Source organism: Virgibacillus sp. M23 (assembly GCF_034190895.1).
GTDB classification, from domain to species: domain Bacteria; phylum Bacillota; class Bacilli; order Bacillales; family Amphibacillaceae; genus Virgibacillus; species Virgibacillus salarius.
The window spans coordinates 74,325-91,080 of sequence record NZ_JAWDHA010000002.1 but is presented as its reverse complement, the minus strand read 5'-3'; the positions used below and the strand labels follow the sequence as shown (position 1 = coordinate 91,080).

Annotated in this window: 13 protein-coding genes and 1 riboswitch; of the genes, 5 read left to right on the top strand and 8 right to left on the bottom strand. The window is 34.4% G+C overall.

From position 1 onward, the window contains the following. Positions 1-57 precede the first annotated feature (57 nt). The 7 genes from RVS70_RS01330 to motA all read right to left on the bottom strand — a co-directional run bounded on the left by RVS70_RS01330 (position 58) and on the right by motA (position 9,465). The gene (locus RVS70_RS01330) at positions 58-240 is read right to left on the bottom strand and encodes a hypothetical protein (protein WP_026679932.1); all 183 of its coding nucleotides are present in this window, start codon (positions 238-240) and stop codon (positions 58-60) included. 761 nt (positions 241-1,001) lie between these two features. Further along, complete coding sequence (locus RVS70_RS01325; RefSeq protein WP_121605942.1) at positions 1,002-2,204, bottom strand: CynX/NimT family MFS transporter; 1,203 nt, start codon at positions 2,202-2,204, stop codon at positions 1,002-1,004. Between the two features lie 1,234 nt (positions 2,205-3,438). Continuing rightward, complete coding sequence (locus RVS70_RS01320; protein WP_228088988.1) at positions 3,439-3,519, bottom strand: putative holin-like toxin; 81 nt, start codon at positions 3,517-3,519, stop codon at positions 3,439-3,441. 416 nt (positions 3,520-3,935) lie between these two features. After that, entirely contained in the window at positions 3,936-5,885 is a 1,950-nt protein-coding gene (locus tag RVS70_RS01315; protein ID WP_321132413.1) for an LTA synthase family protein, read from the bottom strand. 306 nt (positions 5,886-6,191) lie between these two features. Continuing rightward, positions 6,192-7,886 (bottom strand): methyl-accepting chemotaxis protein, encoded by a 1,695-nt coding sequence (locus RVS70_RS01310; RefSeq protein WP_321132412.1) that lies wholly within the window; start codon positions 7,884-7,886, stop codon positions 6,192-6,194. A 24-nt stretch (positions 7,887-7,910) separates the two neighbouring features. Further along, positions 7,911-8,687 carry a flagellar motor protein MotB gene (motB, locus tag RVS70_RS01305; RefSeq protein ID WP_026679937.1) on the bottom strand — a complete coding sequence of 259 codons (777 nt, stop codon included), beginning with the start codon at positions 8,685-8,687 and terminating at the stop codon, positions 7,911-7,913. Continuing rightward, positions 8,680-9,465: a flagellar motor stator protein MotA gene (gene motA / locus RVS70_RS01300; protein ID WP_026679938.1), complete on the bottom strand. Its 786-nt coding sequence runs from the start codon at positions 9,463-9,465 to the stop codon at positions 8,680-8,682. Before motA ends, motB begins: the two co-directional genes overlap by 8 nt. Positions 9,466-9,625: 160 nt before the next feature. Further along, positions 9,626-9,709: riboswitch (cyclic di-GMP riboswitch) on the bottom strand. 220 nt (positions 9,710-9,929) lie between these two features. On the opposite strand from motA, the gene RVS70_RS01295 reads away from it, so the two are divergent. The 5 genes from RVS70_RS01295 (at position 9,930) to RVS70_RS01275 (ending at position 15,469) form a co-directional block, all read left to right on the top strand. After that, entirely contained in the window at positions 9,930-10,802 is an 873-nt protein-coding gene (locus tag RVS70_RS01295) for a methyl-accepting chemotaxis protein (RefSeq protein WP_034678428.1), read from the top strand. A gap of 16 nt (positions 10,803-10,818) precedes the next feature. Further along, the gene (locus RVS70_RS01290) at positions 10,819-12,276 is read left to right on the top strand and encodes an aldehyde dehydrogenase family protein (protein ID WP_121605692.1); all 1,458 of its coding nucleotides are present in this window, start codon (positions 10,819-10,821) and stop codon (positions 12,274-12,276) included. A gap of 298 nt (positions 12,277-12,574) precedes the next feature. Then, on the top strand, positions 12,575-13,618 hold the full coding sequence (locus tag RVS70_RS01285) for an N-acetylneuraminate synthase family protein (protein ID WP_026679941.1): 1,044 nt from the start codon (positions 12,575-12,577) through the stop codon (positions 13,616-13,618). Next, positions 13,618-14,784: a UDP-N-acetylglucosamine 2-epimerase gene (gene neuC / locus RVS70_RS01280; protein ID WP_228088987.1), complete on the top strand. Its 1,167-nt coding sequence runs from the start codon at positions 13,618-13,620 to the stop codon at positions 14,782-14,784. The genes RVS70_RS01285 and neuC overlap by 1 nt, the downstream gene beginning before the upstream one ends. Beyond that, positions 14,777-15,469 (top strand): cytidylyltransferase domain-containing protein, encoded by a 693-nt coding sequence (locus RVS70_RS01275; RefSeq protein WP_121605693.1) that lies wholly within the window; start codon positions 14,777-14,779, stop codon positions 15,467-15,469. The genes neuC and RVS70_RS01275 overlap by 8 nt, the downstream gene beginning before the upstream one ends. Before the next feature lie 110 nt (positions 15,470-15,579). On the opposite strand, the gene RVS70_RS01270 is transcribed toward RVS70_RS01275, so the two are convergent. Further along, the gene (locus RVS70_RS01270) at positions 15,580-16,743 is read right to left on the bottom strand and encodes a polysaccharide pyruvyl transferase family protein (protein WP_321132411.1); all 1,164 of its coding nucleotides are present in this window, start codon (positions 16,741-16,743) and stop codon (positions 15,580-15,582) included. Between the last annotated feature and the right edge of the window lie 13 nt (positions 16,744-16,756).

Sequence of the window (16,756 nt, the reverse complement as noted above, 5' to 3'; positions counted from 1 at the left end):
GGGAATTACTGCCAATTATATGTGAGATAAAAAGAGAAAAGCACAGATATAATCGATTCACTTGTCCTCAATTTTTTTATCTCTTTTCCTAAGACCTTTCGGAAAGTTAAAAACGATAAGCATAATCCCTATAAATAAAATGCTATAGGCGATTATATTTGAAGTATCTTCATATATAAAATAGGCACCTACTGCAGTGAATACCCATCCGACTGCTTCCATAAGTAGATATCTAATCACAGCAAATCTCCTCTCTTTTATCTATTTCTAATAATAAAGTGAAACCTTCATCAGTGGGGGTTTTATTGCCAGTTATATGTGAGATAAAGTACTGAAGGTCTTTACAGTGAATACATATATAACTCGTAATATACCTATAAAAGTAATTAAAGCCATCCATATTCTCCCATATGGAGCAAGCACAGTGGTACTGCCTAGTGATCCTTCGATATAATAAGATACTAAAAATATAAGCTTGACACACTCCCTTTATGATGAGTAGTTTCCTCACTAACTGCTGTTGCCGTTAAAGAATGTGCTGTAAACAACCATAACAAGTAATACAGAGTCCTATTATCATAAGATGAGGTAGTTACTTAATGTCATTATCATACAAGTGCAAAGAATAATAATGCGTAAACTACGAACTCACTTTTAACCAAAGAGACAAGCAAGCCAACAAGTAATTAGTGAGCCTATTACTCTAATGATCGCATATCAGAAAAGGAATAATGGACCTAATTAAACAGAGCATACTAAATATGGGGTCAGATAAAATCCAATAACGAATAATCCGATAATTGATCCAATAATTACAAACGACAAGGACAAACTTGCAACTGATACACGGACATCAAACGCGGTAACAAATATCAGTAGTATAAATTTGACGGCGTACATACTAGCAAAATAAAAAGAAGTGAACGCTAAGCGTATCGTTACCTTCCAGAAATAAAAATCGCAAATGCTATAAGCCTTCAGCACGGATGTCACAACCTACATTATTCATCAAACACATATTTATCCCGACCTGCTCCCATGCCAAATAATACTACAATGAGTGCTACACTAATCAACGTTACTAGCGGAATATTCCATGAATGGGTAACATCATACAAATAGCCAATAACAATTGGACCAAAAGCTGCTAAAACATACCCACACGATTGTGCCATACCTGATAACTCCGCTGCCTGTTTTCCGGTTCGTGCTCGCATACTAAGTAGAGTTAATGCTAACGCAAATGTTCCACTAAGAGCAAAACCAATTAAGATTGTACTAATAACCATGACGACAATAGATTCACCTAGTAATAAGCCTGTATACCCGCTTACTGAACAAAATCCCATTGCCAAGACTAAGCCACGTTGTGATTTAAATTTACCAGCTAATACAGGAACGAGAAAACTAGCCGGTAACCCTATAAACTGTAAAAAAGATAACATCCATCCTGCAGCAGCTATACTAATGCCATAATCATGAAGTATTTCGGGCATCCATGAAATCGTCACATAGAACAAAAAAGATTGAAATCCCATAAATGCTGCTACTTGCCACGCTAAAGAAGACTTCCAGATACGGTTATCTGCAGCAGATTCAAAATGATATACCTGCTGTTTTGTAGGATTCCTGCGAACAAGATAAACCCATACACCAATTCCTATTAAAGCTGGAGTTGCCCAAACGAACAAGGCCACTTGCCAGCCTAATCCAAGTCCTTGAGCAATTGGTACACTTAGCCCTGAAGCTGTAGCAGCAAATATTCCCATTGCAGTGGAATAGATACTTGTCATAACAGCGACCTTTGCAGGATACTTTTCCTTAATGACACCAGGAAGAAGAACATTACATATCGCTATTCCTATACCAATGAGCAATGTTCCGCTGAAAAGCAAAAAAACTGTTGATAAGGAACGAATACTGATACCTATAAAAAGTAGAATTAAACCAAGTAACATGACTCGTTCATTCGTTAAACGATTTCCTAACTTTGGAACAATTGGAGACATAACAGCAAAAGCAATTAACGGCAAACTGGTTAATAGTCCTGCACTCCCATTTGAAAGTCCCAAGCTATCCCTTATTGTGCCAATAATTGGACCAACAGATGTAATAGACGGCCGTAAATTAAATGCTACAATAATAATTCCAAATACGAGAAGAAAACGATATACATTCGTTGTTTGTTCTTTCGATTGATGCATTTCCAACTAGAGGTGCTCCCTTCATAAATATATCCTTTCCTTAATATAGCATATCTCTACAAACACTATAAGCAGGAGATATTCATTCTCAAAATTAAAAACCTACAGGTCGGTACAATTATCGTTTGTTCTATGTTAAAAGGGAATGGATATAAATAAAGAGAACTTCAATCAGTGGGGCTTTTACTGCCAGATAGTATATGAGATAATTCACGTTGAAATAATGCCGAATACTAATATGATGCTTCATCAAAATCTGAAATATGACAGAGACTTTCCACCAAACGGCATCTACTAACATCCAACCAAAATTTGCTTAGACAAGTGGATCATCAGACTCGTGCTATCCTCGTATAACCCAGCCATTTCTAATGTCCAATAAAAAACCGGACTACGCTCCGGATATTTGTATCCTTAGATTATAGTTCGGCTATACCTTTATTTCCTTTGTCTTCATGAATCAATTAGTTAAAACATATGTACTTATCCATTCAAGCTGACATACAACCATTTTAGACTGAACTCTCTCCATATATTTACAGCAACACAAGTAATTGAATTCATTTGATGAAAATATTAATTGTTTTTTATGATAGGGAGAAAAACAACTTGCTATATGATTTTTTGGAAGTAAATTTTTCTCTGCTTGATGTTCAGAAAGCATATATCTAGACTTGTTCATATAATCCTCCTTATTCATTCCCCCTTTTTTGTAAGAACAGGTTGTACATAGTAGAGGTATTACAATTTATTTAATTCTAAAATAAACCTCCTATCCATTAATAATTCTAAATATCTAAGACTATATACTCATTATCTCATAGTAGTCAAGCATTTTAAATTTTGACATTAATGTCGAATTGAAGGGTATATTACTAGTGACAAGCGTTTTATTTCGTCGAATTCAATCAATTGTTGTCATAAAATCAATGAAAATCATGATTTCATCTAAGCATTTTGACGAAGTCTGCAAATTATGTTTATTTGTGACAAATTTATGAACTTTTTTCATAAACATGTTATAAGTTATACAACTATCATAATCACTAGGTGTTCATCCATTCTTGCTCCTGTTTAAATTCTGTGTATATGCTTGTTTTATGGTATACTATAGGTAGAATTATGCATATACTAAAAAGACCACAGCTGCAACTGTGGTCAAAGATAAGCAGTTCCCCTAGGGATCGGCTTTCCGCAAATAGGCCTCTCCATGCATGTAAGGCTAAAGGGAGGTCTATTTTTTATTGATGATCCGTATGATCAGAGTCAAGAAAGCTACCAAAAAGGTGCCAAACGAAAACATCACCATAAACACTTCATAAATGTTCAATTGGCTCACCCCCTCAGAAAAAAATAGGGCTAGCCGATTGTCCTAAAAGAACGTTATCTGTTAATTAGTATATCATACATTATAAAATAAATACCTCGAAACAGAACATTTGTTTGCATTTATATTTAGGTTTCCTTGCTATATGATATACACCAAGCATCTAATGCTTGTATAATTTATTGTATGTAACTTTTAACAGACGATGTAATGCATTTGGTAGGATTCTATGTTAAAATGGTTATTTGTTAAATTTTCAGATAATTATCAGGTCAAATTAAGTTCTTGCATAGCTACTGTAAAAAATGAGCATATACACCATATAGTTGTCCTACTCTTGATTTAGAAAATTATAACCTAAACAAAAAAACTGGGAGGCTTAGTATAGTCTCCCATTTTTTTCTTTATTCTTCTACCTTTCCACTTTCATCATCTGGTCCACCGTAGAAATACTCATTTTCATCTACAGGTTGCCAATCTTCATTTGGTGTATAGAAACGTAATAGGTCACCATACAACACTTCATCGGAAAGCTCTAGCTCCTTCATAACTGTCTCATGCATTTCTTTCATTTCTGGAGTAGGCTCTTCAATAACCTCTTTTGTTGCATTATCGTAGTATTTCCCATCAACATAACTATATTTTTCTGTCATAAAGTTACCATTACGAAATGGGACGAAATCTTTATGATCCTCTGAAAACATGTCTGTACCAAATTGAATGTAATCTCTGGCATCAATTCCTAAAATATGCAGTAGCGTTGGCATAACATCGATTTGGCCACTATATTCATGATTAATACCTTGCCCTTCTACTCCTGGCACCTTAATCATGAAGGGCACACGCTGTAAATCAGCATTTTTCAATGGAGTAATTTCTTCTCCAGTAATCTCGGCCATTGCCCTGTTATGGTTATCAGATATTCCATAGTGGTCTCCATAGATCATAATAATTGAGTCCTCATATAAACCTGCTTCTTTCAAATCATTAAAGAATTGTTCTAACGATTCATCCAAATAGCGAGCTGTTTGGAAGTATCTGTCAACAGAACCATCTCCTGTTTCAGCTGGCTCAATACTTGCCTCTTCTTCATCAATGAGATACGGATGATGGTGAGTTAGAGTCATCATATGGGCATAAAATGGTTGATCCATTTCTTCAAGGTATTGCATTGATTCTTCGAAGAATGGTTTATCCTTTAAGCCATAATTAATAACATTTTCTTTACTCATATCAAAATACGCTTCATGATAAAACTCATCAATACCTAAGTGTTTATATACTTCATCACGATTCCAAAATGATTTACCATCTCCATGAAATACAGAACTTGTATAACCTTGTTGTTGTCCTAGTATAGCTGGTAGCCCTTGAAAAGTGTTACTACCTTTAGTAACAAAGGCTGCTCCTTGTGGTAACCCATATAATGAAGTATCTGTAATTAATTCTGCATCAGCTGTTTTACCTTGCTCTGTTTGATGGAAGAAGTTATCAAAATATGTGAAGCCTTTTTCCTGATCATGAACGAGAGAATTCAAAAATGGCGTAACTTCTTCTCCATGTAGCTTATAATCAATTAAGAATGATTGAAAAGACTCTAAATGAATTTTAATAATATTCTTTCCTTCACCCTTACCAAAATACGCTTCATTCGGTTCTGCATACTTCGATTTCGTGTAGTTCTCTACTTTTACGATGTCACTACTATCTGCTAGTACACGTCTAGTTGACGTTTTAGCACTTTGAATAGCATCATAAATGGTAAAGTTAAATGCTCCCAAATATTTCACTAAATAGTTTCTATCAAATGTTCTTTCTAATAACTGTGGACGGTCAGCTTCTGCTAATCCTAGATTAATAGTAAAAGCTAATACACCTGCAGCTAATACCATAAATGGCTTACGGAGTTGTATACGACTTACTGACCAACCTTTACGTATCGTGGTATACAATACGATTAGTAAAATGATATCGACTGCATACAGCAAATCATGCATTTGAGCTAAATCAGCAATACTTCCACCAATACTTCCAAAGTTATCTGTCTGCATTAACGTAGGAATGGTAATGAAATCACTATTGAAGCGATAGAACACGACGTTTGCATATAAGATAAATGAAAGAATTGCGTCTATTACGATAATCCATATTCCTGCTCTTCTACCTTTTGCAAATAAGGCTAGTCCGAGAAAAATTAATCCAGAACTGAGAGGATTAAAGAATAATAGAAATTCTTGCATTGCCCCACTTACACCTAGATTGAATTCAAATTTATATATCGTATACGTTTTTATCCAAAATAAAACCAGTGCAACCGCGAAGAACCCCATTTTTGTTGATACTAATTTCTTCACTTTTTTCACCTCTAATTTTAAATCTCAATTTTTAATTTGTTTAGTTATATCTTTAGCTAATAACGATTTTTAATTATAACGCAATCCTCCTATTTGGTCAAAGACTTTTCTGTGACTTTTTTTGGCATTATTTGTCGAACCCTTGATCCCTTAGCTTTACATAATAAAAAAACATGATATATTACCATGTTTTTCTATTTATTCCGCTTGTTTGGAGCTTGCTGTTACTCCAATCTGGGGTAGTATCTCTTTATTTATATACAACAAGATTCATTCCATGTATTACTTTCTTTAACCTGTATAATACTACAAATTAAATCGTTTAATTAACATATTTAATTCATCAGCTAAATCCGCTAGTTGGTCAGCGTTAGCGGCAACTTCTTCCATTGAACTACTGGTTTGTTGAGTCGAAGCAGAAGTTTGCTCCACACCAGCTGCTGATTCCTGTGAAATAGCTGCAATTTCACTTACTGAACCATTCATTTCTTTACTACTTTCAGCAATTCCTACTAAGTGATTTTTCACTGCTCTAATTTGTTCGGTCATATGTTTAACAGAGGTATAGATCGTATTAAATGTTTCTTCGGTCGACTCCATTTGACCTGTTCCCTCTTCTACTTCTCGATAACTTGTTTGTAGGGTAGTTACTACAAATTGTGACTCTGATTGAATATCTCCCACGGCATTTGTTATTTCATCTAACGACGAGGAAACCTGTTCTGCAAGCTTTCGAACTTCGTCCGCTACGACAGAAAAACCTTGGCCATGTTCACCTGCTCTTGCTGCTTCAATTGCTGCATTCAATGCAAGTAGATTTGTTTGCTCTGCTATGTCACTAATTACTGTTACTAAATTAGATATTTGCTGCGATTTAGTATCCAATCCTTCTACTCGCTGGACAGCATCCTTCACAATTTGATCAACTTTCCTAACTTGGTCCTTTGTAGATACCATAGTAACCTGTCCAGCTTCCGTTTGATCTAATATTTCAATAGAAGCATTCTGAATCATTTCGCTACTCGTATTTACTTCCTGAATACTTCGATCAAAATCATGCATCATACTTGCCAAGTTTCCTGCATGACTAGCTTGTCCTTCCGAACCTGATGCTAATTCCTGCATAGTTACAGCAACTTGCTCTGTACCTTGTTGAACTTCATTAGCCGCCTGTGTTAATGCTTCACTTTGGTCATTTACTTTTGAAGAAACTTGTTTCACTTTAGATAGGAGTTCCTTTAAATTAGCATTCATGGTATTAGCTGCATTGGTCAGTTGCCCAATTTCATCTTTTGTTTTAACCACCAACGGTTCATGGTTAAGCTTTCCTTCGGCAATAATATTCATTCGCTGCTTAACTAATTGCAATGGCCTCGTAATTGAATTTGATGTAATTAATGCAATCAAGGCTCCTAGTATAATGACTACTGCAGTAACCACTATACCAATTATAAGTAAGGAATTGCCTGTTTCAATCATCGACTCTCCCATGCTATTGATAGTTCTTTCTTTATCTGCTGCTAAATCCTTAAATCCACTTATCAAATCATTTGCAAGTGGCTGCACCTGGCTCGTCATAATGAGCATTGCTTTTTCTTTGTCTCCACTATCATACTCCTTAAAAACTTTATCCGTTAGATGGCCCCACTCAATTTTTTTATCCATTAAAGATTTTACTTGCTTTGAATCTGCGTGATCCAACACAAAATTCTCAAGCTTGATTGTTTCTTCCACTGTATCCTTAAAGTTCTGTTTGTATTTATTTTCACCATATAACAAATATCCGCGGATTTGACTTGTCCGTTCAGCCATATTTATAGCCAGCTGTTCATCTGCCACTAATAGCTGCATTTCTTCTTTTATTATCTCTTTTGTGTTTGCATTGCTCTGTTTCATACCAATAAAATTTGTAATGCCTAGCAATAGTACAAATATGATGATGACAGAAAACGCAACGAACAACTTCATTTTTATGCTCTTAAATGTCAATACTTTTTTCAATTCTGTTCCTCCTGATTTACAAAACTAGTTGTTTTTATTCCGATCAATGTTCTGTGTATCAATTTCATAATTCGGTAATATAAGAACTTCAACTCGTCTATTTTTCGCGCGATTTTTCTCGCTTGAATTAGGTACAGCTGGTTGATGCGGTCCATACCCTTTAGCGCTAAATTTAGTTGGATCTAGTTTTTCATTTTTTAATAATAAATGCATGAAATTGACAGCTCGAGTCACACTTAATTCCCAGTTTGAAGTAAATTCGGCATAATTAATTGGGCGATCATCCGTATGACCACTAACTACCACTTGATGGGGCGGGTCCGTATAAAGAAACTCTGATACTTCCTCCGCAATTTGCTTACCATTCGTCGAAACTTCAGCACTCCCAGAATCAAATGATATATCGTTTAATATAGATATTAACAATCCTTCATCTGTCAGTTTTGTGTCTAATTTATCATGGAGCCCTTTTTCAGCAATATATTTATTCATTTGATTCTGTACTTCTTGTAAATCCTTTAGTTCCTGTTCATTTGGTGTTAATTGTTTCTCTTCTTCTTTGTTGTCCTCATCAACTTTATTTGGGAGTTCAATAGAATGATTACTCTCCTCTAAGATACCTTGTCCTCCAGAAAACTCATTTTGAAACACACGTGATAATTCTTTGTATTTTTGTGTATCAACCTCACTCATTGCAAATAATACGATGAATAGAGCGAGCAATAATGTTAATAAATCGGAATAGGGAAGTAACCATGATTCATCAATATGATGTTGTTTTCGCTGTCTATTTCTACGCATCTGTCTCATCCTTTTTTAAGGAAGCAAATTCCTTCGTTGACAAATACGAGCCTAGTTTATCTTGTACAACCATTGCAGAATTACCAACTGTAATAGATAACATTCCTTCCAGCATGATCTCCTTTATTTGCACTTCTTTTTTCGATTTTTCTCTAAGCTTATTTGCAAAAGGATGCCAAAGTACATATCCTGAAAAAATACCTAACAAAGTGGCAATAAACGCAGCGGATATAGCATGTCCAAGCACATCCATATTCTGCATATCACCTAATGCAGCTATCAACCCAATTACTGCCCCTAACACACCTAAGGTCGGCGCATATGTACCTGCTTGAGAGAAAACAGCAACTCCCTCCTGATGTCTGTCTTCCATAGCATTAATTTTCTCTAGCATAACTTCTCGAATAAACTCAGGAGACTGTCCATCTACTACAAACTGTAAGCCAGACTGTAAAAAAGGATCATCAATTTCCTTTAGCTGCTTTTCTAATGACAATAGACCTTCTTTTCTCGTTTGATCAGCTAATTGTGTAAACATCTCAACTACTTCTCTATGATTATATTGTTGTTTATCCGAAAAAATAATTTTCACTAAAGCTGGAATCTTTTTAAGTGTACTCATTGGAAAAGCAATACAAACAGATGCAGCAGTACCTATAAAAATAATTAATATAGCCGCTGGATTAACGAGTGCAACCAGATCAACTCCTTTTAATACCATTCCTACGCCAACTGCAATAATTCCTAAAAAGATTCCTATAATAGATGTTTTGTCCACATTTAATCCTCCTGTTCAAATTACATAACTTTCCATCAAAAAAGCTATCCTGATAACGAATAGCCAAAAAACCTCTTTTATTTATAGTTGTGAACACCTCACCTAGCTGATGTAGGAAAAGTGTCACTTCTATATAAGAAGAAACAAATAAAAGAAAATACTTGGCAACCAGGCGATCATAGATAGAATCCTTAGACCCTAGGCTTTGCGTCCTCCCCTTTCGAAAAGTTTGCCCTTATCAACCATGTCATGTTCATTTTTGTATACCATTGTTATCGGCAGGATTTTTAAAATGATAAAGATAAAATTGGAAATATGTGCTTTTTTATAAGTCTATATATCTATTGCATATGTGTAAAAACTGTTAATAATTTCTTATGTCTCTTTAATTCTAGGCATTTTTACCGATAATAATGACGTACAATTATTAACAACAAATTGAAATAAAGACAGGAGTGAAAAATATGACCTTTGCCAATGCTGAAAAATTAGCAGAAACAAATATTCATCCATTATTACAATCTTTTGTCACCGTTGGACCATTTTTACAAAGCTTAATAAATGATGATATAACAATTGGAATTTATGATACAGAAAAGTTAGTGATCAACTTTCCAGCGGAAACATTCTCGCTTAATGTAAATCCTGGTGACCCTTTAGTAGAAGGGGATATTGTTACAAATGCTATTTTAGAGAATAAAAATCAAGCAGCCATTGTCCCTGCAGAACTATTCGGCGTAAACCTAATTGCTCGAGCTATTCCTCTACACGACGAAGAAGGAAATGTTATTGGTGGTGTAGGAGTAGGCCTAAGTGTTGAAAAAGCAAATCAGCTATCGGAAGTTGCAACAAATTTATCTGCCGTGTTTGATGATGTGACTAATACGATTCAAGATATGGCTGAGTCCATTACCGGGCTTGCCAGTAACATGTCCTTTATTTCAGAAAAAGCTACAGAAGTCACAAATCGCGTTGATACCATTGAAAAAGTATCAAATGTTGTCAAGGGGATAGCCGATCAAAGTAATTTATTAGGGCTTAATGCAGCAATTGAATCAGCGAGAGCTGGGGAACACGGAAGAGGATTTTCTGTTGTAGCAGATGAAATTAGAAATATGGCAGCTAATTCAAAAGACCAGGTAACAGAAATACACACCATTACGGATAATATTAAGGAAGTAATATCTAATCTCGATACCTATATTCAGGATGCCAACTTAGAATCAGACAGTCAATCGGCAGCGATCGAAGAGCTAACTGCCACAATGCAGGAAATAAATGGGAACATACACACATTGGCACAATTAGCGAAAGAGAACATTCAACTAAAAAATTAAACAAGGAGTGATACAAATGGATTTCAAAAAATTAAACAGTCAATACATTAACGGAACATGGCGTGAGGGTTCATCAACCACAATAATGGAGAATAAAAATCCATATAACGGAGAAATTATTGCTACTTACAAAGCTGCAACTACAGATGATTTGAATCAGGCTTATCAAGCTTCAGCCTCCGTACAAAAACAGTGGGCAAATACTAATCCAACTACACAGCGAGAAGTGTTTGAAAAGGCTGTACATTTCATTGAAAGCAACCATGAATCGATTGTATCCATTATTATTGAAGAAATTGGTGGAACCCGACTAAAGGCTGAATTCGAAATCGGGCTCGTAACAAATATAATAAAAGAGGCTTCCACTTTTCCATTTCGTATGGATGGAAAAATATTAACTTCACCAATTGATCATAAGGAAAATAGAGTGTATCGTGTACCTGTTGGAGTAGTTGGTGTAATTAGTCCATTTAATTTTCCATTCTTTCTCTCCATGAAATCAGTAGCTACAGCATTAGCATCTGGTAATGGCGTCGTATTGAAACCACATGAGCATACAGCGATTACTGGTGGAACAATGATTGCCAAAATTTTTGAAGACGCTGGATTACCAAAGGGATTATTAAATGTCATTACTACGGAAATTGCTGAAATTGGCGATTATTTTGTGGAACATCCAATTCCACGAGCTATTTCTTTTACTGGATCTACAAAAGTTGGAAAACATATCGGTGCAGTGGCTGGAAAAAACTTAAAGGAAGCTCATTTAGAGTTAGGTGGTAACAGTGCTCTTGTTGTTCTTGACGACGCTGATATGGATTTAGCAGTAAGTGCTGCAGTTTTTAGTCGTTTCACCCATCAAGGACAAATTTGTATGTCTGCAAATCGCTTAATTGTTCATGAAGACGTGTATGACGAATTTGTAGAAAAATATCAAGCAAAAGTATCAACATTAACTTGCGGCGACCCAAGTGATCCAACTACAATTATTGGACCACTTATCAATGAGCAACAAGTGAAAAATACCGTGAATTTGATTGAAAAAGGAATTGAGGAAGGTGCAACGCCGATTGTCCACGGAGGAGTTAAAGGAAATGTTGTGGAACCAGTAGTATTTACAGATGTTACACCAGACATGACATTAGCAAATGAGGAGCTATTTGCTCCAGTCATATCGATAATGAAAGTTTCCAGTGATGAAGAGGTTATTGCTTATGCCAATAAAAGTGATTATGGATTAAGTGGAGCCATTCACACAAGAGATGTGGAACGAGGAGCAGAGCTCGCAAAGCAAATGGATACTGGTATGATCCATATTAATGATGGTACGATTAACGACGAACCAAATGTTGCCTTCGGTGGTGTGAAAAATTCTGGACTTGGCCGATTAAATGGAGAGTGGAGCTTAGATGCCTTCACAACATTTAAATGGATTAGTATACAACATAAAGCACGACAATATCCTTATAGTTAATGGATTGACTTCCGAAGGGGCTGCCTTAAAAGCAGCCCTTTTTTGAATACAAAAATTAATAAAATTGGTTTTACTTATTAGATCAAGAAACCGCCCATATAACAGTTTGCTAGTTAAAAACCTACTGTCTAAAAGTGATAAATCGATCAGTTGTAATGAATTTATAGGGACTGGTATTATTTTATTTCTTAACTACATTTTAAATATGTAGTAATTTGTCGATATAAAAAGAAATACATGATTAAACATTCCCCCTAATATAAGGGAATGTAACAACGACCTATACGGAGGTATAACCATGACTCACCCTTACTTAAAAATAGGAAATCGTAAAATTGGTAAAGATTTCAAACCTATAGTTATTGCAGAAATTGGTATTAATCATGAAGGGAATATAGATATTGCAAAAAAAATGGTAGATGCTGCTTATAATGTGGGTGCCGAAATAATTAAACATCAAACGCACGTGGTTACTGATGAAATGAGTAAAGAAGCTAAAAACGTCATACCAGGAAATACAGACGTTTCCATTTATGAGGTGATGGAGCGATGTGCCTTAAATGAAGCAGATGAACGTGAGCTAAAGAGCTATGTTGAAAGTAAAGGAATGATCTTCCTCAGTACTCCATTTTCACGAGCCGCAGCTAATCGATTAGAAGCAATGGATGTTCAAGCTTACAAAATTGGATCAGGAGAATGTAATAATTATCCATTAATTGAGCACATTTGTTCCTTTGGCAAACCCATGATTGTTTCTACAGGAATGAATAATATTGACAGTATAAAGAAAACCGTATCTATTCTAGAAAGAAACAATATACCATACGCTCTATTGCATTGCACAAACTTATATCCAACTCCTCCTGAACTTGTAAGACTTGGAGGTATGGAGCAATTGGAAAAGGAATTCCCTAATGCTATTATCGGACTTTCCGATCATACTACTAATAATAATGCTTGTTTAGCAGCTAGCGCATTAGGTGCCTCTATTTTAGAAAGACACTTTACAGATCGTATGTCTAGAAAAGGACCTGATATTGTTTGTTCCATGGATCCAAATCAACTAGGCGAATTGATAGAAGGAACTTCACAAATATTTAAAATGCGGGGAGGAGACAAAAAACCTGCAGATGAAGAAAAAGTAACAATTGATTTTGCCTTTGCAACAGTTGTTACTACCAAAGAACTAAAATCTGGTAATACGCTCACAAAAGACAATATTTGGGTTAAAAGACCAGGTACAGGAGATATAAAAGCGGAACATTACAAAGATATCCTTGGGAAAACCGTTAATCGAGATATAGATATAGATGAGCACTTGTCATGGAGTGATATAAACTGATGGAAATGAGTAAAAAAAAGAAAATACTTTTCATTACAGGTACTCGAGCAGACTACGGGAAAATTAAATCTTTAATGAATGAAGTTGAAAAAAGTGATTCCTTTGAATTATACGTGTTTGTTACTGGTATGCATATGTTAGAGAAATATGGTTCAACATGGAAGGAAATAGAAAAAGACGGATTTAAGAATATGTACCTGTACATTAACCAGAACGATAGATCACACATGGATATTACACTAAGCAATACGATTTCCGGAATTAGTAACTACGTACAAGAAAATAAACCTGATCTAATTATCATACATGGTGATAGACTAGAAGCATTAGCTGGAGCTATAGTCGGAGCCTTTAATAATATTCGTGTTGCACACATTGAAGGTGGAGAAGTCTCAGGAACTATCGATGAATCAATTCGGCATGCGATAACCAAATTCTCTCATATTCACTTAGTAAGTAATGAAGAAGCGAGAAGAAGAATATTACAGTTAGGTGAAAAAGAAGAAACTATACATATTATTGGTTCACCTGATATTGACATAATGCTTTCTGATGATTTACCGTCATTGGCAATGGTTAAAGATAGATATGATATTAATTTTGGGGCATATGCTATCGTAATGTATCATCCAGTAACAACAGAATTAGATAAATTATCTTGCCACGTTAACAACCTGGTAGATTCACTGATTGAATCAAATCAGAATTTTATTGTAATTTATCCAAATAATGATGAAGGCAACCATATTATTATTAAAGAATATAATAGATTTAAAGAGATTGATAATATTAAAGTCTACCCTTCCATGCGATTTGAATATTTCTTAACATTACTTAAACATGCACAGTTTATAATTGGAAATTCAAGTGCTGGGATTAGAGAAGCTAGTATTTATGGCATACCATCGATAAATATAGGAAACAGACAGCAGGGAAGGTATGACCCTACTAAATTTCAAGATATCATCATTAGTATTGAGGAAGAAAAGCAACAAATTGGAAATGCCATATCTTCCATTAAACATCCAACTAGTAGAAATTTAAATTTTGGTGACGGTACTAGTCATAAGAAATTTATTAACCTACTAGAGGATGAAAGTATATGGAATATTCCCATACAAAAAAAATTTATAGATACCAATTTAGTGGGTGTAACAAATGTATAAAGGAAAACAAATTTTAGCTATAATACCAGCAAGAGGTGGTTCTAAAGGTATCCCACGGAAGAATATCATACCGATTCACAATAAACCATTAATACAATATACAATTGATGAAGCCCTGTTATCAAACTATTTAGATGAAATAATCGTATCTACTGATGATAAAGAAATAGCGCAAATTTCCATCAATCTTGGCGCTAACGTTCCATATCTAAGACCAGAAAAATTAGCGCAAGATCATTCAAGAACCATTGATACAGTTATGCATGTTGTGGAAAAACAAAAAGAACGTGGATATAATTACGACTATGTAGTCGTTTTACAACCAACACAACCACTACGAAAACATTGGCATATAGATGAGGCTATTGAAAGTGTTATTAATAATAACCATGAAAGTCTTGTTAGTGTTACAAAAGTTAAAGAGCACCCAATTTTAATGAGAACTATAAACAAGAACAATAAATTAGAAAATATCATAAACAAGACGAGTACATTAAGAAGGCAGGACTTTCCTGAGGTGTATAAAGTAAATGGAGCAATTTATATAAATAATACTGCTACACTTCACAGCAATACTAGCTTAAATGATAACAAATATTCATATATCATGGAAGAAAAATTCGATTTGGATATAGACGATTTAAAAGATGTAGAACTTTTCTATGATTTATATCATGAAAGATAACTGAAATACTCCCAAGTAGATAGCTGATACTAATCTGTCTGCTTGGGAGTATTTAGAGCTACCATTATATTGCTGTAGCATGTTACAATTTGTTCTATGAATAAAATTAACTATAAAATTCCCTTTCTCTCTAGCCAATTCTTTAGATCACAATAAAAAGAATCATTTTGCTTTTTAAGTTGTTCATTTTTATAGGTATATTCGTTTGATAATGTAGTTAGTGTTTTCAACGTATTGTTAAGCTTGCTTAACAATACTTCTTCAAACCCTCTCTCGTTTACATTCACTAATCTATCTTCTAAAGATAACTCACGGTATAAATCATTTATCTTTTTATAACTACTTAGTGCTATAGTTGGTATATTATGGGCAATAGCACAGACATTACTATGAAACCTCATTCCTAATATACATTTACATTGTTGATATAATCCAAAAATATAACTTTCTGAGCCTCTCCCTGTTAAATATGGAGCAACTTTCACTCTTGTTCTTCTATGTTTATCATTCAAGTAATTAAGTAGATCAGAAATAGCGGTTAGATCGCTATATATATGTGGAATTAAAATTATTTGATACAATTTATTGTTTTCTAGAAATGTATCTAATACAGTTGAAAATCCATTGATGAATTCTTTATAGGTAATATTTTTATTAAATCGAATAGATTCCATATCACGTGCAATATTGATTCCAATTGACTGATAATTACATTGTAACTCAGGAAAGTCATACGTATCAGTAGTCATAAAAAAAGCTCCATCAGCTATCCGATATATTTTATCGTTATACTTCGTTCCGTATAACGATTGTAATGTTTGATAGGAGCCATCATTTCTAACAGACACTAAATAATTATCAGAGCTTGTTACGTTAGATAAAAATTCATCAAATTTATAAATAGCATTTTCACTTGCACCCTTAGCAATATCACATCCCAAGCCAAAAAACAATATTGGTGTACTAATTTTCAATAATGTTTCTTTGCTTATATTTATAGTCGTTCCTGTAAATGAATAATCCCATTTAAGTTCAAAAAAATTCCCTCCACCAATGATTACCAAATGATATTCATTACAAAGTTCAATAAACGCATTACTGTTAAAGTCTCGTAAGTTCCATGATTGATAGAATTCCCTCATCTCAATTTCTTTAAAATTCAGTTTCTTGGGAAATAGGATTTTTTCTAGTTTATTTCTCAATCCATTATGATTTGCATTATCTCCAATATTCCCATTAAAACTAGCAATATGTAATATGTTAATCGTATTCATCTCGTTACCTCTT

Coding starts and splice junctions, on each gene's coding strand:
- RVS70_RS01275 (WP_121605693.1), top strand. CDS start 14,777: ATGTATAAAGGAAAACAAATTTTAGCTATAATACCAGCAAGAGGTGGT.
- RVS70_RS01270 (WP_321132411.1), bottom strand. CDS start 16,743: ATGAATACGATTAACATATTACATATTGCTAGTTTTAATGGGAATATT.
- RVS70_RS01295 (WP_034678428.1), top strand. CDS start 9,930: ATGACCTTTGCCAATGCTGAAAAATTAGCAGAAACAAATATTCATCCA.
- neuC (WP_228088987.1), top strand. CDS start 13,618: ATGGAAATGAGTAAAAAAAAGAAAATACTTTTCATTACAGGTACTCGA.
- RVS70_RS01290 (WP_121605692.1), top strand. CDS start 10,819: ATGGATTTCAAAAAATTAAACAGTCAATACATTAACGGAACATGGCGT.
- RVS70_RS01285 (WP_026679941.1), top strand. CDS start 12,575: ATGACTCACCCTTACTTAAAAATAGGAAATCGTAAAATTGGTAAAGAT.
- RVS70_RS01325 (WP_121605942.1), bottom strand. CDS start 2,204: ATGCATCAATCGAAAGAACAAACAACGAATGTATATCGTTTTCTTCTC.
- motB (WP_026679937.1), bottom strand. CDS start 8,687: ATGCGTAGAAATAGACAGCGAAAACAACATCATATTGATGAATCATGG.